The 19,857-nt window shown below is 66.3% G+C and carries 20 protein-coding genes; 9 read left to right on the forward strand and 11 right to left on the reverse strand.

Features of this window, described 5'->3' with window-relative positions; translation table 11 throughout:
- Positions 1–39 precede the first annotated feature (39 nt).
- Positions 40–573, reverse strand: a complete 534-nt coding sequence (locus BKA03_RS00240; RefSeq protein ID WP_062075635.1) for an Lrp/AsnC family transcriptional regulator — start codon at positions 571–573, stop codon at positions 40–42.
- 163 nt (positions 574–736) lie between these two features.
- Between BKA03_RS00240 and ald the strand changes: the two genes are divergently transcribed.
- The gene (gene ald / locus BKA03_RS00245) at positions 737–1,828 is read left to right on the forward strand and encodes an alanine dehydrogenase (RefSeq protein ID WP_062075636.1); all 1,092 of its coding nucleotides are present in this window, start codon (positions 737–739) and stop codon (positions 1,826–1,828) included.
- Positions 1,829–1,948: 120 nt separating this feature from the next.
- On the opposite strand, the gene BKA03_RS00250 is transcribed toward ald, so the two are convergent.
- Both BKA03_RS00250 and BKA03_RS00255 read right to left on the reverse strand, forming a co-directional pair.
- Positions 1,949–2,860 (reverse strand): PDDEXK family nuclease, encoded by a 912-nt coding sequence (locus BKA03_RS00250; protein WP_062075637.1) that lies wholly within the window; start codon positions 2,858–2,860, stop codon positions 1,949–1,951.
- Positions 2,861–3,009: 149 nt separating this feature from the next.
- Positions 3,010–4,470: a CCA tRNA nucleotidyltransferase gene (locus BKA03_RS00255; protein WP_062075638.1), complete on the reverse strand. Its 1,461-nt coding sequence runs from the start codon at positions 4,468–4,470 to the stop codon at positions 3,010–3,012.
- Positions 4,471–4,597: 127 nt separating this feature from the next.
- Between BKA03_RS00255 and BKA03_RS00260 the strand changes: the two genes are divergently transcribed.
- The 8 genes from BKA03_RS00260 (at position 4,598) to BKA03_RS00295 (ending at position 14,091) form a co-directional block, all read left to right on the forward strand.
- Positions 4,598–5,137, forward strand: coding sequence for an NUDIX hydrolase (locus tag BKA03_RS00260; protein WP_202965750.1), 540 nt, complete (start codon positions 4,598–4,600; stop codon positions 5,135–5,137).
- 14 nt (positions 5,138–5,151) lie between these two features.
- Positions 5,152–7,065 carry a DUF6049 family protein gene (locus tag BKA03_RS00265; RefSeq protein ID WP_152649601.1) on the forward strand — a complete coding sequence of 638 codons (1,914 nt, stop codon included), beginning with the start codon at positions 5,152–5,154 and terminating at the stop codon, positions 7,063–7,065.
- A gap of 19 nt (positions 7,066–7,084) precedes the next feature.
- Positions 7,085–8,851 carry a murein biosynthesis integral membrane protein MurJ gene (gene murJ, locus BKA03_RS00270; RefSeq protein WP_062075641.1) on the forward strand — a complete coding sequence of 589 codons (1,767 nt, stop codon included), beginning with the start codon at positions 7,085–7,087 and terminating at the stop codon, positions 8,849–8,851.
- Positions 8,852–8,873: 22 nt separating this feature from the next.
- Positions 8,874–10,262 carry a protein kinase family protein gene (locus tag BKA03_RS00275; RefSeq protein WP_062075642.1) on the forward strand — a complete coding sequence of 463 codons (1,389 nt, stop codon included), beginning with the start codon at positions 8,874–8,876 and terminating at the stop codon, positions 10,260–10,262.
- Between the two features lie 109 nt (positions 10,263–10,371).
- Complete coding sequence (gene trxB, locus BKA03_RS00280) at positions 10,372–11,355, forward strand: thioredoxin-disulfide reductase (protein WP_062075643.1); 984 nt, start codon at positions 10,372–10,374, stop codon at positions 11,353–11,355.
- Positions 11,352–11,681 (forward strand): thioredoxin, encoded by a 330-nt coding sequence (gene trxA, locus BKA03_RS00285; RefSeq protein WP_062075644.1) that lies wholly within the window; start codon positions 11,352–11,354, stop codon positions 11,679–11,681. The genes trxB and trxA overlap by 4 nt, the downstream gene beginning before the upstream one ends.
- A 130-nt stretch (positions 11,682–11,811) precedes the next feature.
- Positions 11,812–13,113, forward strand: a complete 1,302-nt coding sequence (locus BKA03_RS00290) for an aminotransferase-like domain-containing protein (RefSeq protein WP_062075645.1) — start codon at positions 11,812–11,814, stop codon at positions 13,111–13,113.
- Between the two features lie 33 nt (positions 13,114–13,146).
- Positions 13,147–14,091 carry a D-alanine--D-alanine ligase family protein gene (locus BKA03_RS00295; RefSeq protein WP_062075646.1) on the forward strand — a complete coding sequence of 315 codons (945 nt, stop codon included), beginning with the start codon at positions 13,147–13,149 and terminating at the stop codon, positions 14,089–14,091.
- Positions 14,092–14,102: 11 nt separating this feature from the next.
- Here the strand turns inward: BKA03_RS00295 and BKA03_RS00300 are convergent, their stop codons facing one another.
- From BKA03_RS00300 to rpmH, 8 genes are all read right to left on the reverse strand, one after another.
- Positions 14,103–15,140, reverse strand: a complete 1,038-nt coding sequence (locus tag BKA03_RS00300) for a ParB/RepB/Spo0J family partition protein (protein ID WP_062075647.1) — start codon at positions 15,138–15,140, stop codon at positions 14,103–14,105.
- Positions 15,137–16,186 carry a ParA family protein gene (locus BKA03_RS00305; protein ID WP_274518623.1) on the reverse strand — a complete coding sequence of 350 codons (1,050 nt, stop codon included), beginning with the start codon at positions 16,184–16,186 and terminating at the stop codon, positions 15,137–15,139. Before BKA03_RS00305 ends, BKA03_RS00300 begins: the two co-directional genes overlap by 4 nt.
- Before the next feature lie 199 nt (positions 16,187–16,385).
- Complete coding sequence (rsmG, locus tag BKA03_RS00310; protein ID WP_062075706.1) at positions 16,386–17,057, reverse strand: 16S rRNA (guanine(527)-N(7))-methyltransferase RsmG; 672 nt, start codon at positions 17,055–17,057, stop codon at positions 16,386–16,388.
- A 331-nt stretch (positions 17,058–17,388) separates the two neighbouring features.
- A complete protein-coding gene (locus BKA03_RS00315; protein ID WP_062075648.1) occupies positions 17,389–17,877 on the reverse strand; it encodes a Jag family protein in 489 nt (162 codons plus the stop codon).
- 43 nt (positions 17,878–17,920) lie between these two features.
- Positions 17,921–19,030: a membrane protein insertase YidC gene (gene yidC, locus BKA03_RS00320; RefSeq protein WP_083971815.1), complete on the reverse strand. Its 1,110-nt coding sequence runs from the start codon at positions 19,028–19,030 to the stop codon at positions 17,921–17,923.
- A gap of 10 nt (positions 19,031–19,040) precedes the next feature.
- Entirely contained in the window at positions 19,041–19,340 is a 300-nt protein-coding gene (yidD, locus tag BKA03_RS00325) for a membrane protein insertion efficiency factor YidD (RefSeq protein ID WP_238579443.1), read from the reverse strand.
- The gene (gene rnpA, locus BKA03_RS00330; protein WP_083971818.1) at positions 19,337–19,681 is read right to left on the reverse strand and encodes a ribonuclease P protein component; all 345 of its coding nucleotides are present in this window, start codon (positions 19,679–19,681) and stop codon (positions 19,337–19,339) included. Before rnpA ends, yidD begins: the two co-directional genes overlap by 4 nt.
- The gene (gene rpmH, locus BKA03_RS00335; RefSeq protein WP_083971820.1) at positions 19,681–19,818 is read right to left on the reverse strand and encodes a 50S ribosomal protein L34; all 138 of its coding nucleotides are present in this window, start codon (positions 19,816–19,818) and stop codon (positions 19,681–19,683) included. Before rpmH ends, rnpA begins: the two co-directional genes overlap by 1 nt.
- Between the last annotated feature and the right edge of the window lie 39 nt (positions 19,819–19,857).

Here is a 19,857-nt window from a genome sequence, read left to right on the forward strand (position 1 = left end):
GTCGGTTGCGTCGGCCTAGGTGGCGTCGGCGCGGCAGACCTAGGCGAGTTTGCGCCGCATAGCCGTCAGCCCGTCGTCGCCCTTCTTGTGCTCGGCCCCGATGAGGTGCTCGAACACGATCTGCGTCTCCGTCGACGCGACGGCCGGATCCATGCTCAGGTGGCTAGCGACGAAGTCGCGCAACTGCGTCGTCGATGTGCACGCCACATGGATGAGGAAGTCGACGTTCCCTCCCACAAAGAACACCGAGACCACGTTCGGCAGTTGCGACACTTGCCGGGCATAGTTCTTGACCTGGGGGCGGGCCTGCGCGCGCAGGCGGACGGACACGAGGCTCTGGACCGTGAGCCCGAGCGCCTCGAAGTCAACCTCCACGTGCGATGATCGGATCACGCCCGTGTCCTTCAGCGCCCGCACCCTCGAGTGGGTGGTCGACGGCGACACGTGCAGGCGGGCCGCGAGCGCCGCGTTCGACAACTGCGCGTCCTTGATCAACTCCCACAGGATCTTCTCGTCGAGCGCGTCGAGTCGAAGATTCGTCGGTAAACGGGCCTCGGCGGTGCCAGCGCTCATGTTTTCTTCTCTCTTTGGGGCCCTGACCTACAACTTATCCGCAATTGCTTGCGTTGTTCGCAGATTCTTCGACAATTGTCGATGAGCGACGCCATTCGGCCAAGGCGGCCCGTCGCGGGCATCGTCGCCACCACCCCAAGCCATATCGCCGAAGGAGAACACCATGCGCATCGGAATTCCTGCAGAAGTCAAGAACAACGAGACGCGCGTGGCCATCACGCCCGCAGGAGTCCGCGAGCTCCTGGAGGCGGGACACGAGGTGATCGTTCAGGCCGCAGCGGGCGTCGGTTCATCATTCGGCGACGCCGACTACGTCGCAGCGGGAGCCCAGATTGGCGCGGTTGGCGACGCCTGGGGTTGCGAGATGGTGCTCAAGGTCAAGGAACCGATCGCGTCGGAATACGGCTACTTGCGCCCCGACCTCACGCTCTTCACGTACCTCCACCTCGCCGCGAACGAACCCCTCACTCAAGCGCTCATCGACGCGGATTGCGTCTCGATCGCCTACGAGACGGTGCAGCTCGCGGACGGCTCGCTGCCGTTGCTTGCGCCGATGTCCGAGGTCGCGGGCCGCATGTCGATGCTCGTTGGCGCTTACCACTTGATGTCGAGCCAGGGCGGTCGCGGGGTGCTTGCCTCCGGGGTTCCGGGAGTGCGGCCTGCCAAGGTGGCCGTCATCGGCGCGGGCGTCTCCGGCGCCGGGGCCCTCGCGCAGGCCGTCGGCATCGGTTGCGACGTCACCGTGCTCGACACCTCGATCCCTCGCCTACGTCAACTCGACGCTTTGTATGGCGGTTCCATCAAGACCGTCGTGTCGAGCGCACACGAGATCGAGGCGACGTGCATCGACGCCGACATCGTCATCGGCGCCGTCCTCGTCGCGGGGGCGCGCGCGCCCAAGCTGGTGAGCCACGAGACCGTCGCCGCAATGAAGCCAGGCTCCGTGCTGGTCGACATCGCGATCGACCAGGGTGGCTGCTTCGAGGACTCGCACGCGACCACCCACGCCGACCCGACCTACAAGGTCGAGGGCTCGGTGTTCTATTGCGTCGCCAACATGCCGGGCGCGGTCGGTTACACCTCCACGGTGGCGCTCACCAACGCGACGCTTCCCTACGCGCTCGCGCTTGCCAACCACGGATGGGCGGTGGCGACCGCCGCAAACCCCGCGCTCGCAAAGGGGCTCGCCGTGGTCGACGGGCGCATCGTCAACAAGCCCACGGCGCAAGCGTTTCCGCACTTGCCCGCCGCGTAGCAGAGGACGTCGGCCTGTATTTCGGTGCGGCGGCGACCCCGTGGCCGCCGCCCCGGGCCGGGACCCGGGCTGGGACCCGCAACCCTCCCGGTAGTGGGTCATCACGCGCCCGTTTGCTCGTCATCGGTCTCTCAGTGGGTCATCACGTACCCGGGCCTGCACGGTTCTTAGCGCCACGTCTCTGCACCATTCGGGCCGATTCATGACATCTGCGTACCCGAAACGCACCGTCACCACACCTACCGAAGCAAGGATGGCGTCGCGCCGCGCGTCCTCGAGCCGGCGAGCATCGTGAAACCGGGCGCCGTCAAACTCGAAAGCCGTCAACGAGGGGGCGTGGAACGCATCGGCCCTGAAGGATGCCCCTCGCACATGCAACCGATGCTGCCGCACCAGCCCGGCGAATTCGGGGCCGACGAGCACGTCACGTGCGCCGACCTCCTCCATGAAGCTCTCGATTCCGGCTGCGGCCAGGGCGGCACGGCGATGGAGGGCCCGTCGCGATCGCACCCGCGGAAGCGAGCGCACGGCAGCGTCGATCTCCTCCGGGGTCGTGCGGCCCGACCGCACCGGACCGTAGACGAGTTCCGCGCGGAACCCAGGAGGCGCCGCGCCGTATCCGAGCGCCACCGCATACGCGGGAACGAGCATGCGGTGCGCCTCGATCCATGGCGCCGTGGGAAGGATGAGGTCGGAGCGTCTCGCGGCGATCCACGCCGGGTATCGACGTCTGCCGTGACGCGGAACCACCACCTCGATGCGCGACGGCGCGTCAAGCAAAGCCCCTGCCGCGAAGAGCGCGCTTGCGCCTGACAGCACGGCGTCGGGCGACCACTGAAGTGCAGCTCTCGCGAGGACGAGCCACGAGTCTGAGTGGAGAGCGGCCGCGTACAGGCCGGGCAGGATACGGACGATCGCGCCGCGCCGCACCGCGTTCTCGAGGCCGTGCCGGCTCGCCATCGCCAGCACCTCGCCCGTCGCAAAGGGGCGCGGAGCGGTGCGGAGCTCGTGAAGCGCCTCGGAAAGAGTCATGCGTCCATGGGACGCCGCAGGGGAGCGCGTTTGCTGGCGGGGATGGCCAGGCGGTGGGTACCTCTTGACCCACCAGGATGGGGACGACCTTCACTACGGGTACGTGATGACCCACTTCGGGTACGTGATGACCCACTACGGGGGAGGGGCTAGGCCCGCGCAGACCACCACGTCCGGAGCTCCTCTTGCGCACGCTCGGTCCCAAGCGGGCCGTGCTCCATCCGCAGTTCAAGCAAGAACTTGTAGGCATCGCCGACGGCGCGACCGGGGCCGATGCCCAGGGTCTCCATGATCTCCGTGCCGTCGAGATCGGGGCGGATCGCGTCGATCTCCTCCTTGGCTCGCAGTTCCGCGATGCGGGCCTCGAGGTCGTCGTAGGCGAAAGCCAAACGCTCGGCCTTGCGTCGATTTCGCGTGGTGACATCAGCCCGCGTGAGCCGATGCAGTCGCTCGAGCTGATCGCCCGCGTCCGTCACGTACCGCCTCACCGCGGAGTCGGACCAGCGCGCCTCGCCATATCCGTGAAACCGCAGATGCAGCTCGGTGAGATGGGCAACCGCCTTGATCACGTCCTTTTCGAACCGCAGGGCCTTGAGCCTCTTCGTGGCGATCTTGGCGCCAACCACCTCATGGTGATGAAAACTGACGACGCCGCCAGGCTCGAGCCGACGCGTCGCGGGCTTACCGACGTCATGCATCAGAGCGGCTAGTCGCAGCACCAGGTCGGGCGAAGGTACCGCGCCGTCGTCGCCAGTCTCCAGATCGATGGCCTGTTCAATCACCGTGAGCGTGTGTTGGTAAACGTCCTTGTGGTGGTGGTGCTCGTCGACCTCGAGTTGGAGAGCGGGCAACTCGGGGAGCACATGCGCGGCAATCCCCGAATCGACAAGGGCGGTGAGTCCCGCCCTGACGTCGGCGCCCATGAGCAGCTTGGTGAGCTCGTCTCGCACGCGCTCCGCCGAGACGATCGTGATGCGGTCGGCCATCCGGCCCATCGCGGCAAACGTGGCCGGCTCAATCTCGAAGCCGAGTTGAGAAACGAAACGCGCGGCCCGCATCATGCGCAAGGGGTCATCGCCGAACGACACGTCGGCACCCACGGGAGTGCGCAGCAGCCCACCCGCGAGGTCATCCAGGCCACCGAAGGGATCGATGAACTCGCCGGTTGCTACCCGCAGCGCCATCGCATTAATAGTGAAGTCGCGCCGTGCGAGGTCGCCCTCCAACGAGTCGCCAAAAGCGACCACGGGCTTGCGCGTCACCCCGTCGTATTCGTCCGCACGGAATGTCGTGATTTCGACGACGAGGTCGTTCCTCTTGCCGCCGATGGTTCCGAAGTCGCGCCCCATGTCCCACGTGGCCTTGGTCCAGCGGGACAACAGGGCCTCGGTCTCGTCCGGCCGTGCCGAGGTCGCAAAGTCGAGGTCGGCACTCGAGCGCCCCAGAAAGGCGTCGCGCACAGGACCGCCCACAAGGACCAGGTCGTGGCCCGCGTCGACGAAGGTCTCGGCGAGTTCCATGACCTCGGGAGGAAGAACGACGTTGAGCGCCTCGGCACGCGCAACCAACACGTTGCGAGGGGGAACAACGGGTGGTGTGGGCCGAGTCATGGGCACCAGTCTCCCATCGGACGCGCTCGACGCGGCGCGGACCCGATCCCGATCCGCGGAAGACACGGCGCACGCTTCGGCCGCCCACGCGCCCGGGACCGCGTTCGCGCCCAGTTAGAGTTGGGCCATGCCGGACTTGCCGATCCCCCGTCCTGGCCGCATGCCGCGGCCTCCGGTGGGCGCCGCGACCAAGAAGCGCCGCATCCTGCGCGTCGCGGGCCAGTTGCCTGTATCGCGCGAGGTCTCCGCTGGCGGTGTTGCCGTGAGGGTTGACGATGGTGTTGCGTACGTGGCATGCATCGGCCGCCGCAACCGCTCGGGACGCCTGGAATGGTGCCTCCCAAAGGGGCATATTGAGGCAGGCGAAACTCCCGAGATCGCCGCGATTCGCGAGGTCGCCGAAGAGACCGGAATCTCGTCGGAAATTCTGCAGCCCCTTGGCGTGATCGACTACTGGTTCACTGGCGACGACCGCCGGGTTCACAAGAAGGTCCATCATTTCTTGATGGAAGCGATCGAGGGCGACATTACGACGGAGAACGATCCGGACCACGAAGCCGAGGTCGCCGCCTGGATCCCGATCGCAGACCTCGGCACTCGACTCGCGTTCCCCAATGAGCGGAAGATGGCGCTCTTGGCAGCAGAGTTGCTGACCGCGCGGTCGTGATGAGGCCCAACCGCGTGATCCGCGCTCTCGCCGCCATCGCGGTGGCGGGACTCGTGGCGCTCACCGGCTCGGCGGCGCTCGCCGCGACCCAGACCCCGACCCCGGCCCCCACGCCGACGCCGCGCGATCAGACCATCCCCGGCCTCTCCGTCCAGATGGCGGGAGACATTCCCGCGAGCGCAAACTCCCAGACGCCCTACGCGGTGATGGTCGAGGCAATCTCGACGCTCCAGACGGTGAATAACGCGACGGTGACCCTCTCGATGACGAACGCCCCGTTTGCAGATATTGCGGAGCTGACGGCCTTCGGCGCCTCGCCTTCTGACACGCCGGTCCGCCTGCTGTCCAGTTCCCCCGTCTCCGATGGCACCCCCAGCGGGGGCCAGTTGCAGGCCGGCACACACACGAGCACGACGATCATGATTCCCGCTGGCGGATTTGGCCTGCCGACCGACGCACCCGGCGTCTACGGCGTGGTCGTAAAGCTCACGGTAGACGGGCAGTCCGTCTGGACGCGTGCGACCCCCCTGACCTGGCAGCCCTCGGCGCTGCCTCAACTGGCGGTCACCGCGGTGGCCTCCATTACCGGCGCCGCGTCGAGGGTCGCCGGGTTGCTCGTCGCGGCCTCCGACCCGCGTGTTGCCCTGCTCGTCGACCCCACGGCCCTGACGGAGGAGCAACGCCTGTCCTTGGACGGACGCGAGGCCTACGCGCTGCCTGCCGCAAACATCGACGTCACGAGCGCCGCGCACGCCGACACCCCTGGCCTCATTGAGGATGCCGTCAGCCGCAGTCGCGGGGTCAGTAACCTCCAGTGGATCGCCGTCGCTGCCGCCACGGATGAATCCACCGTCTCCGCGGCCACCAAAGAGGGCGCGGCCGCGGTACTCGTCGACGCGCGCTGGGCGGACGTCGACGCTCCCCCAGGGGGTGGCGCCTACGACGCCGGGACGATCGACGGCGCGGCCACCGTCCCCATCGTCGTCGCCAATCGCCCCATGTCGTCCATGCTCGCCTCACGGTCTCCGGCCGATTCGACCTCCACCGCGTGGGTGCTGGCTCAGGCCGCATTCGTGGCGAGCTCTGGCGCGGGCTCGGTAGTCGTGGCACCCGGGGACGGCTGGAGTGTCGAGGGCACTCGTCCCTCGCGGGCACTCAGGGCGCTGTTGGATGCCCCGTTCGTCACCTCACGTCCTCTGTCTGCGGTCCTGTCCGCGCCGGACCACCCATCCATCAAACTCCCGGCCCTCACCACGAAGCCAAGCGACGCCGCCGCCGACGACGTGGTGGGCGCGGTCTCCGCCCTCACACGCCTCGACGACCTGGCAAAGGCCACCACCAAATCGTCGAAGGTGATCGCGGATGCGGAGCGGGGGGTGCTCGAGTCGCTTTCGTTGTCAAACAGGGTGGACCTGGCGTACCGCGCCGCCCAAACGACCGCGGCCCGCGACGCCGCCAACACCGCGCTGGCATCCGTGACGGTGACATCGGGCTCGCGGCTGCTCCTCGTGTCTTCGTCGGGTTCGGTACCGATCACCGTCAGCAACTCGCTCGACGTCCCCGTCACCGTCAGGCTCGCCGTGACCTCGCTATCGCCAATACTGCGCACCAAAGAGCAACCGACCGTGACCATCGACGCAAAATCGGACACCATGGTGAAGGTGCCCGTGGCGGCGATCTCGAGCGGCGACGTCGACTTGTCAGTCGCGCTGCGAACCGAGAGTGGCGCGACCCTCGCGGTCGCCGAGACCCTCCGTGTCCGCGTGCGTGCCGCGTGGGGAAACCTGACCACTGGAGTCTTCACCGCTGCGCTCGTCGTTCTGCTGATCGCCGGCCTGTTCAGAACCATTAGGCGCGGTCGCAAGGACACCCGATTGCGGCCCACGACGGAGACCCCCGTGGCGGGTGCGTCGGACGACGACGCCTGATCTCCCGCACAATGACACCATGACGACCGACGATCCTGGCGCGTTGATGCCCGTTGACCTTCCGACGGCGGGGAGCCTTGGCCTCGCCGGCGGCAGCGAGAAGCCCCCCGCGAGCGTCGGCCGCCACACGGCCATCATGGCGGCGGGCACGCTCGTCTCCAGGGTCCTTGGCGTGGTGCGAGGGATGTTGCTCACCATCGACATCGGCGTCACAGGGATCGCGGCAGACTCCTACTCGGTCGCCAACAGGCTCCCCAACGTCATGTACGCCGTACTCGCCGCTGGCGTACTCAACGCGGTGCTCGTGCCCCAGATCGTCAAGGCCTTCCGCGGCGGGAGCGAGCGCACTATCCACCGCATCCTCACCTTGGGTGGAGTGGGCATCCTCGTCGCGACCACGGTGCTCACGCTCATGGCGGAATTTTGGGTCAGGTTCTACTCCCACACTTGGGGTCCCGACCAGACAGCCCTTGCGACCGCCTTCGCGCTCTGGTGCATTCCGCAACTGTTCTTCTACGGCCTCTACACGCTCTTTGGCCAGGTGCTCAACGCGCGCGAGCAGTTCGGGTGGTTCATGTGGGCACCCGTCGCGAACAACGTCGTCGCGATCGCAGGCCTTGTGGTGTACTACAAGCTTTTTGGCGGGTACGCCTACGACGAGAACGCGACCATCTCCACCATCGTGAGCGACTGGACCACTCCCAAGATCCTCCTCGTGGCGGCCGTTGCCACGCTAGGCATCGCCGCGCAGGCCCTGATTCTCATCCCACCGATGATCAAGGGCGGCTACCGCTGGCGCTGGGTCTGGCGGGGCCCCAAGGGCGAACTCAGCGTCGTGGCGAAGGTCGCGTCGTGGGCACTCGGAGCAGTGCTCGTCGAACAGGTGACCGTGTGGTTCGCCAGCAACGTGGCAACCGCGGCGACCGCGGCGTCTTCACCGGTGGACCCCGTGACGCACATCGCGAGCCAACCCGATCCCTCCATCGCAGGGTCGGCCGCCTACGACTACGCGCTTAGCTTCTTCTTGGTGCCCCACTCGCTCGTCACGATCTCCCTGATGACGGTGTTGTTCACGCAGATGTCCCGCCACGTCGCCTCCGGAAGACTCGACCGCCTGCGCGAGGTGACGAGCGAAGGCGTGCGCACCATCGGCGTCTTCACGATGTTCGCGGGCGCCGCCATGATCGTCGCCTCGCCGCACCTGGTCCGCGTCCTCGCGCCCAGTGTTTCGGGCGAGTCGGTGGACGCCGTGGCGTGGGTGCTCGCGATCATGAGCCTCGGCCTCGTCCCGCTCGGCGCCTCGGTGATGCTCAAGCAGGCCTACTTTGCGCTCGAAGACGCTCGCACGGTCTTCCTCATTCAGATCCCCATGACGATCGCGTTGCTCGCGGTCGCCTACGCCGTCAAGGGGACGATGGATCCCCTCTGGTGGGTGAGGGGTGTGGCTTTGGGCATGCTGGCCACGAACCTGGTGGCGGTGGTCTTGAGGTTCTGGGGCCTCAACCGGCGCCTGGGCGGCATGGACCTCAAGCGCATCACCACGACCCACCTCAAGGCGGCTGTGGCCGCGTCACTCGCCGCGGTCGCGGGCGTGGCCATCCTGATGGCCGGGCCACACTCCTGGAACCAAGAGGGTCTTTCGGCCGTCATGACCAGCGCCGGGATGTCGGGGGCAATTTCGCTCTCGATGTTTGTCGTGTATGCCGCCGCGAGCCGGTTCCTGGGCATCTCTGAAGCGACCGCGGTCGCGCAGGCCGTGACACGTCGTTTGCGCCGCGTACGATGATGCGGTCGTCGAGTGTCATGAGGTGATTGTGCAGGCCGGGGAGACCATCGCGCGCCGCTACGTCTTGGCGCGCGCCGACGAAGAGTACTTGCCTGGCCTGGTCAGGTATGTCGCGAGGGACACGCGACTCGATGTCGACGTGACGGTCGACATCGTCACGTGCCGGGCGCCGAGCGCGGTGATCCGCGCGGCGCAACAGGCGCGGGTGTTGCGCGACAAGCGGCTGAATCGCGTGCTCTCAGCCGGAATCGAACGCCGCGGCAACGAGCGCACCTTCTACGTCGTCACCGAGCGGCCTAGCGGAGTCAGGCTCGACGAGCTGCTGGGGAACATTGCGTTTGCCCCGGCAAGCGCCGCCGCGTCCATCGGTGAAGCCGCGGCCGCGCTGGCGACCGTGGCGAGCACGGGCGTGCATCACGGACTGGTGCGCGCCGAATCCATCACGATCACCGAGCAGGGCAGGGTGATGGTCAGCGGACTGGGCATCGACGGCGTGATTGCGGCGCAGTCCGGTCGCGCGAAGGTCCGGAACGAACGCACCGACGCCGTGGCGCTGGCGAACCTCTACCTCGCCGCGATTACGGCCATGGATCCCGCCGAGGTTACCGAGGCGGACATTCCCACCGACGTGCCGCTGGACGCAAGGAACTTGTGTCACGCGCTGATCAAGGGCGCCGGTCCCACGTCCCTTGCCGATGTCACCGCCGCGCTCGGCACAGGCGATTCACGGATTCTTAAGGCTCTGGTTGCGGAGGCGCCCTCGCTGTGGTGGCCGCGATCGCCGGTCATCCCCGCTCCCTCGCCGCAGGGCGACGTCGAGGAAGGTCCCGCCCACGACCGTGTCGAAGGCGAGCCCGATCTCGAGGACGCTGGCGTTGGCGACGACGACATCGTCGACGCTGGGCCCGTCGACGCTGGGCCCGTCGACACCGCGCTTGTTGACGATGAGCTTGTTGACAATGAACTTGTCAACGCCGACCTGGTCGCCGCCAAGGCGGCCGGCTCCGACGTCATCGACGCCGACATCGTCGACCTGGTGCTCGAACGGCCCCGCACCCGCTTCGGACGAGCGGTTGACGATCTGGACGAGTTCCACGACATCGTCGCAGCTCAGAATGTGGGGACCCAACGGTCCGTCGCGGAGGCGCTCCTCGAACGCCTAAGCCAACGCTTCCCCCGTTCGACCGCCTTGGCGAACGCCGCGACTGTGGCACGCCGCCGCGCCCAAGCAGCGGCCCCTCTCAACGTGGGCCCGCTGTTGCTTGCCGTGTTGCTCGTGGGCCTCTTCGTGTCCGCGGTGATTGGGGCATCGCTCATTACCAGGCCATACGTGCCCACCTTTGACGGACACGACAACCCACCTCAGACCTACCCCCCATTCACGCTCGGGCCCACACTGCCACCCCCGTAGACGCGTCGTCACCCAGAGGCGCGCCAACACCGGAGGTGCGCCGCACTTCGGAATACAGCGGGCCTAGAATCGCGTTGCAGGGTCATCTACCACTGAGAAGGTTTCACTCGTGACTGAGATTCGCAATGTCGTCATCGTCGGTTCTGGCCCCTCCGGCTACACCGCCGCCATCTATGCCGCCCGCGCGGGGCTGAACCCGCTCGTTATTGCCGGCTCCGTGACCGCTGGCGGCGCGCTCATGAACACGACCGAGGTGGAGAACTTTCCCGGTTTTGTGGAGGGCGTTCAGGGTCCCGAACTCATGACCGCGCTTCAGGCGCAGGCCGAGAAGTTTGGCGCCGAGATCGTCTTCGACGACGTCACCTCGGTGGAGCTCACCGGTGACATCAAGACGGTCACGACCGGAATGGGCGCCGTTCACCAGACGCGCGCCGTGATCCTCGCCATGGGATCCGCATACCGCGAGATCGGCATCGACGACGAGAAGCGTCTCTCCGGCAAGGGCGTGAGTTGGTGCGCCACGTGCGACGGCTTCTTCTTCCGCGGCCAAGACGTCGTGGTCGTTGGCGGCGGCGACTCCGCAATGGAGGAGGCGACGTTCCTCACCCGCTTCGCCAACAAGGTCACCATCGTCCACAGGCGCGACGAGCTGCGCGCCTCCAAGGTGATGGCGGACCGCGCCAAGGCCGACCCCAAGATCGAGTTCGCGTGGAACTCCGCAGTCGAGTCCCTCGAGGGCGCCGACAAGTTGTCTGGCGTGGTCCTGCGCAATCTCGTGACCGGCGGCGAGTCCGTTATCCCTGCTACGGGTCTGTTTGTGGCAATCGGCCACGACCCCCGCAACGAACTCGTGAAGGGCGTCGTCGATCTTGACGAGGCGGGATACGTCGTGACCGAGGGAAGCACCACACTCACGAACATCCCTGGCGTGTTCGCATGTGGAGACCTGGTTGACAGCAGGTACAGGCAGGCCATCACCGCGGCCGGTACCGGTTGCGCCGCCGCGCTCGATGCGCAACGCTGGCTCGAAGACCTTGAGGATTCCGAGCACGGACTCGACGAGGCCGCCCTGCTCAAGGAAGGAACACGATGAGCATGATCATTAACGCCACAGTCGAGAACTTCAAGGCAGAGGTTCTCGAATCACCGATGCCCGTGGTGGTGGACTTCTGGGCGACGTGGTGCGGCCCTTGCCGCGCGGTCGCGCCGATCCTCGACGAGTTGTCCACCGAGTACGTGGGCAAGGTCAAGGTCGTCAAGGTGGACACGGAGGCGCACCCCGACATCGCGATGGCGTACGGCGTGACGTCCATCCCGACGATGCACTTCTTCAAGGACGGCGCCGTGGTCAAGACCATTGTCGGCGCGCGCCCCAAGGCGACGCTCCAGGCACAGTTCGACGAGGTCGTCGGCGCCTAGCGCGGGAACGTCGCCCGGGTATGGGCGGGCCGGGTTTCGGCGGCTCGTCAACCGGCCTCAGGAACGTGGTGCCAGACCGCCCGGCCACGCACTTCACGATGTGCCTCGCGTTCGTGACAAACTTACGGACATGACTCACTCGGATTCAGGGGGAACGCGACTCGACCCTTGGCTTGGGTCGTACGCCTCCCGCGCGCACAACATGCGCGCGTCCGAGATCCGGGCGCTCTTTGCGGTGGCCTCGCGACCCGAGGTCGTCTCTCTTGCGGGCGGCATGCCCTACATCGGGGGTCTGCCGCTGGAGGAGATCGGCGAGATGATGCGCCGGCTGATCGTCGAGCACGGCGAGACCGCTCTGCAGTACGGCTCGGGTCAGGGCGACGAGAACCTTCGCGAGCACATCACGCACGTCATGGCCCTCGAGGGCATTCGCGCGCACCCCGACGACGTCGTGGTCACCACGGGCTCGCAACAGGCGCTCGACCTCGTCACCACCGTCTTCATCGACCCGGGCGACGTGATCGTTGCCGAGGCGCCGTCGTACGTGGGCGCCCTTGGCGTGTTCCGCGCCCACGAGGCCGACGTCGTACACGTTCCCATGGATGAGAATGGCCTGATTCCCGTGGCCCTCGCGTCGACCCTTGCCGGGCTCAAGGCGGAGGGCCGGCGCGTCAAGTTCCTGTACACCGTGCCGAATTACCACAACCCCGGCGGCGTCACCCTGTCGCTCGAACGTCGGCCCCAGATCCTGGAGATTTGCCGCCGCTTCGGCGTCCTCGTGCTGGAGGACAACCCCTACGGCCTGCTCGGCTTCGACAGGGAGCCCCTGCCCGCGATGAGGTCCATGGACGCCGAAGGGGTCATCTACCTGGGGTCCTTCTCGAAGACCTTCGCCCCCGGATTTCGCGTTGGCTGGGCCGCGGCGCCGCACGCGGTGCGCGACAAGCTGGTACTCGCCTCGGAGTCGGCCATCTTGTGTCCATCGAACGCCTCACAGATGGCGATCGCGAGCTACCTGGAGCACTCGGACTGGCAGGGCCAGATCAAGAAGTTCAGGGAGCAGTACCGCGAGCGCCGCGACGCGATGATCCACGCGCTTGAGGAGTTCATTCCCGAGGCATCGTGGAACGTCCCCGATGGCGGCTTCTACGTGTGGGTCAAACTCCCCGACGGGCTCGACGCGAAGGCGATGCTCCCCCGTGCCGTGACGGCCCGCGTGGCCTACGTTCCCGGCACCGCCTTCTACTTCGACGGCTCCGGCTCGAACTACATGCGCCTCTCGTACTGCTACCCCACCCCCGAGCGGATCCGTGAGGGCGTGCAACGCCTCGCCGGCGTGGTGGAGGCCGAGATGGAGACCGTCAGGATTTTCGGCCCCGGCGCGGCAGGCGCCACCAAGACGGTGCAGTTCCCATCACCCGACCTGGCCTAGCGCCACCCCCTGGCGAAGCGAGAAGGAGACGAAATGAACGTTCTGATTCTGGCAGGTGGCATGTCGCATGAGCGCGACGTCTCGATCCGGTCCGGGCGACGGGTAAAGGATGCGCTCGAGTCCCGCGGCATCAAGGTGACCCTCGCCGACGTCGACGCCTCCCTCATACCCGCGCTGCGCGCACTGGGCGACGACGACGTCGTCTGGCCCCTGTTGCATGGCGCCTCCGGTGAGGACGGATCGCTCCAGGCTCTCCTCGAACTGATGGATGTGGCCTTCGTCGGCACCCGCGCTCGCGAGGCCAGGGTCGCGTGGATCAAGCCCGTCGCCAAGGCGGTCCTATCGCGCAACTCGGTCCCGACTCCCGATTACGTGACGCTGCCGCAGTCGTTGTTCAGAGAGGTGGGGGCTGACCAGATGATGGGCGCGCTCTTGGATCGCTTCCCGCTCCCGGTCGTCGTCAAGCCAGCGAGGGGCGGCTCGGCTCTTGGCGTGACGCTAGTCACGGAGCCCGGCGAGCTCGCCCACGCGATGGTGCAATGCTTCGCATACGACGACATGGCGATGATAGAACGCGCCCTTACTGGAACCGAGGTGGGGGTCTCCGTCCTGGGTACCGGCGACGACGCGCACGTGCTTCCTGCGGTCGAGATCGTGTGCGAGGGCCCCTACGACTACGACGCCAGGTACAACGCCGGCCGCGTGGAGTACTTCGCTCCAGCCCGCCTGGACGCGAAGACGACCGCAGCCGTCGAGGCGACGGCCCTTGCCGTCCACCGGACGCTTGGCCTCGTCGACATCTCGCGCATCGACATGATCCTGGATGGCGGCGTGGCGAACGTGATCGACATCAATGTCTCGCCCGGAATGACCGAGACGTCGCTGCTCCCCCAGGCCATCGAGGCGAGCGGCGTTGACCTTGGCGTGCTGTACGAAACCATCTGCGCGGACGCCCTCGCCCGGTTCCGCTCGCACTAACGGTTCCTGGCCTACTTCGACCCAAAGACGCCCGGATCTTCGGGGTTGATCAGGCGGACGATGCGGTCCAGGTCCTCGACCGTCGCGAAGTCGATCGTGATCTTGCCCTTGGCGCGGCCCAACTGGACCCCAACCCGGGTGTCGAGGTGGTCTCCCAGGCGCGCGGAGAGGTCGTCCAGCGCCGCCGTGCGGCCGCCTGGGCGCACGGAACCCTTCTTGGGCACCTTGAGCTCAACGCCGAGCGTCACGGCCTCCTCGGTGGCGCGCACCGACATTCCCTCCGCGACGATGCGTGTGGCGAGTTGGTCCATTGCCTCAGGGCTGGGAAGCGTGAGAAGGGCCCGAGCGTGCCCGGCGCTAATCACGCCCGCGGCGACGCGCTTCTGCACCGCAGGCGGGAGCTTCAGCAGGCGGAGCGTGTTCGAGATCTGCGGCCTGGAGCGGCTCAGCCTGGTGGCGAGCTGCTCGTGCGTAATCTCGAAGTCATCGAGGAGTTGCTGGTACGCCGCGGCCTCCTCAAGCGGATTGAGCTGGGACCGATGCAGGTTCTCGACCAGCGCATCGCGAAGCATCGCCGTGTCTTCCGTGCTCCGGATTATCGCGGGGATCTCGGTAAGGCCCGCCTCACGGGTCGCCCGCAATCGACGCTCACCCATGATGAGCTCGAAGCCCGAGCCCTCGGGGTTGCGTCGCACCACGATGGGCTGCAGAACACCGATTTCCTTGATGGACCCCACGAGCTCTGCGAGTGCTTCGGGGTCGAACACCGTGCGCGGTTGGCGCTTATTCGGCACGACCTCTGCCGGGTCAATGAACGCGAAGGTCGCTCCGGGCACGGCCCTCAAGCCGCTTCCCCCATCGGTCGCTGCCGCAATCATCTCGTCCGTGACTCGCGGAACTGCCCCCGTGTCCGAGAAGAACACGTCCCGCGGTCGGTCACCTCGCCTTTGGGTTGAGTCATTCGCTGCGTCGTCGCCGACGCGCTCCTCGGGTTCGGTGGGGATGAGGGCCCCGAGGCCGCGCCCCAGTCCTCGCTTCGGGGTGCTCACAATGAACCTCCTACGGCCGCGCCGCGTTCGGCCAACTCCTTTGCGATCGCCAAGTAGGCCACCGCTCCTGTGGAGTGGGGGTCGTGCGTGATGACTGTCTTGCCAAAACTGGGGGCCTCAGACACCCGGACGGAGCGAGGCACCGTCTGGTCGAAGGTCTCGTTGGGAAAGTGCGTCCTGACCTCTTGAGCAACCTCACGCGCGAGGTTGGTGCGCTGGTCGTACATGGTGAGCACGATAGTGGAAACGTAGATCGCCGGATTGAGGTGCTTCTTCACCATCGCGATGGTGCGCATCAACTGGCTCAATCCCTCCAGCGCGTAGTACTCGCATTGAATCGGGATGAGCACCTCTGTCGCCACCACCATGGCGTTGAGCGTCAGCAGTCCAAGGCTGGGGGGACAGTCAATGATGAGGTAGTCGAGTTGTTTGCCCTCGCGTGCGAGCAACTCCGTAATCGCCGTATGGAGCCGATACTCCCTGCGGACGGCTGACACGAGCTCGATGTCGGCACCCGCCAGGTCGATCGTCGCCGGAACGCACCACAGCGACGGCAGGTCGGGACACCGCTGAGCCACCGACGCGATCGGCACGTCCTCAAGGAGGACTTCGTAGATGGAGGGCGTTCCCGCACGGTGGTCCACGCCCAGGGCCGTGGACGCGTTGCCCTGGGGGTCGGCGTCGATCACCAGGACGTTCGCGCCCTTGCTCGCGAGCGCCGCGGCGACGTTGACCGACGTTGTCGTCTTGCCGACGCCGCCCTTCTGATTGGAGATCGCGATGATTCGCGTCTTTGCGGGGCGCGGAAAGTTCGACTCCTCCAAGGTGCGGCGAAGCCGCTCCAGCTCGAGGAGTTCGCTCGCGAGGGGGCTATCGCCGTCAACGCCAATTCTGCTGAACGCGTCGTCCAATGCTGGACGGTCTGCGGCGGGACGGTCTGCGGCGGGACGACCCAGCCCGTTGGGCTGGTACGCAGGGACGTGGCTCCTCTGTCCATCGGGGGACGTCGCAGCGGCGCTGCGCGCGTCGAGCTCGTGGTCAGTCACACACGTCTCCTCAGGGGTCTCGTAGCCGGGGTACAGGTCAATGTTTCACGTGAAACACTCTCACCGCAAACGCCGCAAAGGTGGGTTATCCACACATCGCCTGGGGAGGGTTCGCTGGGAGGCCCGGCCTGTGGACGACGCCCGTCTGGGGTGGCCTCCTGAGCACCACGGGCCTGTGGAAAGCTTGGGGAGAAGAGTTTCAGCGATTCGCCGTTTCGCGCGTGATGCGGACCACCGTGGTGGGCTCAAGGCCGACAAGCGTCGGTGCGGTGAGGACCTCTGCTGACAGCCGAGCCTTGCGTAGAACGTACTTGGCGCGCTCGATCTCGTCCACCGCCGTGCGCCCCTTCAAGAGCGCCATATGGCCCGTCTCGGACAAGAGGGGTAGGCACCACTTCACCAGCTTGTCGATCGAGGCCACCGCCCGGGCCGTCAGGGCATCGGCCTCCAACTCGCCGGCGACCTCTTCCGCCCGGGCCCGCCTGACCGTGACGTTGTCGAGGCCGATCTCGGTCGCGGCCTCTTCCAGCCACGCCACCCGACGCTCCATGGGTTCGACCAACACGACCTCCCGATCCGGGAGCATCGCCGCAATCACGATGCCGGGAAGTCCCGCGCCAGAGCCGACGTCCACGATGCGTCCTGGTCCCAGGAAGGGCACGACCGCTGCCGAGTTGAGGATGTGACGCTCCCACAGCCGCTCGAGTTCGCGCGGCCCGATGAGGCCGCGCTTCTCACCCTGCTCGGCGAGCATCGCCGCGTACGTGGCGACCGCGTCGAAGCGGGCACCGAGGAGCACTCGGAGTGCCTCTTGGTCGAGCGACGCCAGGTCCGTTCCTCGGTCGTCGGCGTCAGTGGACTCGCTCGTCATCGCATCCGAACCCTTCTCCGTCGCAGACGCCGTCAATGTGGACTGGCCCGCATTCATCATCTCGCACCACTGGTCGAGTGCCCGCGCGATGTTTCACGTGAAACACCGTAGTCGTGCCCTCCGCCTCGCGGTCCGACCCGCCACGGAGCCGACCCGCCACGGAGCCGACCAGGGCGCCCCGCTTCCGCGATGTTTCACGTGAAACACCCCGAAGGCAAGACGCCGGGAGTCCCCTGAGGGATCCTCCCGGCGTCAGCTACACGGTGCCCACTACAACACAGTGCCGACTACACACAGTGCCGACCGAACCGTGCCCGCTAGGCCCTACTCACTAAGACGCGGCGGGGCTGACGACCACATGACGGTGCGGGTCTTCGCCCTCTGATTCGGACACCAGGCCGGCCTCGAGAACGACGTCGTGAACAACCTTGCGCTCAAACGCGTTCATCGAGGGAAGGGCGACGGGCTCGCCGGATTCGCGAACCTTCGCGATGATCTCGCGCGCCTGCTCGGCCAACTGCTCCTTGCGGCCAGCGCGGAACTCGGCGATGTCCAGCATGAGCCTGCTGATATTCCCCGTCTCCGACTGCACCGCGAGTCGCGTGAGGTCTTGGAGTGCATCGAGGACCTCGCCGTCTGGTCCCACCAGGCGCTTGAGGTCCTGGCTTGGACCCTCCGCGACGATTGCCAATTTGGGGCGACCTGCCTCGACGGAAATGTCAATGTCTCCATCCATGTCGAGGATGTCCAACAGCTCCTCGAGAAAGTCGGCTGCGATATCGCCTTCTTTGTCGAGGTCCTTACGATTCACATCAGTCATGACAGTCCTTGGGAATTAGGGCCGCTCGGACGGCGGCCAACGGCTAGGTGGTCTTGATGCCAGGGGGGTCGATCTCATCGTCGGGGTCGTCGGTTGGAGAACCGGGGTCGTCCCCCGAAGAGCCCTCACCGGAAGGCTGAGTGCCATCGGCTGAAGGCTGAGTGGGGCCCTGGTTTGTCGATGGCTTGTTGCGCTTCTTGCGCTTGGGTTGCGCGCGTTGCCTGCTGCGCCGCTCCTCGGCCACCGCCTCCGCAGCGGCCTCTTCCTCGAGGCGGGCCTCTTCCAGGGTCCGGCCATCAATGGTCAGGCCCTTGCGGGCGGCCTTCTCTGTGAGCCGCGCCTTGTAGGAGGCCTCGGCGGCTGAACCCGGCGTCGGGTTCCTGCGGATGACGTAGAACTGCTGGCCCATTGACCACATGTTCGACACGGTCCAGTAGATGAGAACACCGATGGGGAAGTTGGGGCCGGACAGCACGAACACGAACGGCAGGATGTACATCAGGGTCTTCTGCTGCTTGGCCATGGGCCCCTCAAGGGCCGACGGCGGCATGTTCTTCATGGTCAACTGGCGCTGGCTGAAGAAGGAGGTCGACACCATCGCGGCGATGAGGACGGCCGCGATGATCTTGGGCTGCATGTCGGCGCCCGACTTCAAGAAGGTCGATGACAGCTTGGCGCCAAAGAGGGTGGCATCGTTGGCCTGCCGGATGAGTGTCCCCGATAGCAATCCAATGGGGGGCGACTTGCCGTCTAGTCGCTGGTTCAGCACGTGGAAAAGTGCAAAGAACACGGGCGTCTGCATCAGGAGCGGCAGGCACGACGAGAAGGGGTTCGTCTTGTGCTTGGAGTACAGCTCCATCGTTTCTTTGGTCATGGCCTCCCTTGAGGCCTGATCCTTCTTACCCTTGTACTTGTCCTGCACCGAGCGCAGCTCCGGCGCAATCATCTGCATCGCGCGTTGCGCCTTGATCTGCCGCACGAACACGGGGATCAACAGCACTCGAATGATCACGGTGAGGCCCACGATCGACAGCGCCCAGGTCAGCCCAGATGCGGGATTGAAACCAATGAAGCCAAGGGCCTGGTGCACCAGCACCATGATGTTGGCCACCACCCACTCGAGTGGCCATAGGAGGGCGTAGAGCTTTTCCACGAATAAGTCCTTACGTCGCTATGGGTGAAGTCTGATGGGTTCGGAACAGGGGTTCGCCCTTGGCGGGGACTTCGTCCACACCGCCATTGCTCCATGGGTTACATCGCAGCACTCGCCAGCCGGCCATCACGGTGCCCTTGATGGCGCCATGCCGGCGCACTGCCTCGAGACCGTAGTGGGAACACGAGGGGTAGTACTTACACGTGGGGCCCAGTAGGGGTGAGACGACAAGTTGATAGACCTTGATCAGTGCCATGACCGCATATTGGGGAATCCTGAACACTCCCCGCGCGAGGCCAGCGGGCGTCACGAGTTCGCCTTTACTTCCGCGCGGCCCAACGCACCAAGCACGTCCGTCCGCAACTGTGCAAACGAGGCATCGGCCGCTGCGGGGAGCGCTCGAACCACCACGTGGGAGCCCTCCGGAATCGTCGCCAAAGCGTCCGCCATCACTGCGCGAAGACGACGCTTCACGAGGTTGCGGACCACGGCGCCTCCTACCGCTCGAGAAACAGCGAAACCGGCCATGCTCGAAGCACCGCCGGTCTTCACCACGTACACCACCGCAGTACGGCCGCCGGCCTTGGCGCCGCGACGCATCGTGACCCGAAAGTCCTCGCTACGTCGCAGCCGTGCGCCGGCAGGCAGCACTACGCCGACAAAGAGTCGCGGCCCCGGCGGCGCCGAGCCTTCAATATGGCGCGTCCCGCACGGGTGCGACTACGCAGGCGGAAGCCGTGCGTCTTGGCACGCTTTCGGTTGTTCGGCTGGAAAGTCCGCTTGCTCACGGGAGTACTCCACGACGTTTTGGGGGATGGGTAAATCAG

The organism is Demequina lutea (assembly GCF_013409005.1).
Classification (GTDB): Bacteria; Actinomycetota; Actinomycetes; order Actinomycetales; family Demequinaceae; genus Demequina; species Demequina lutea.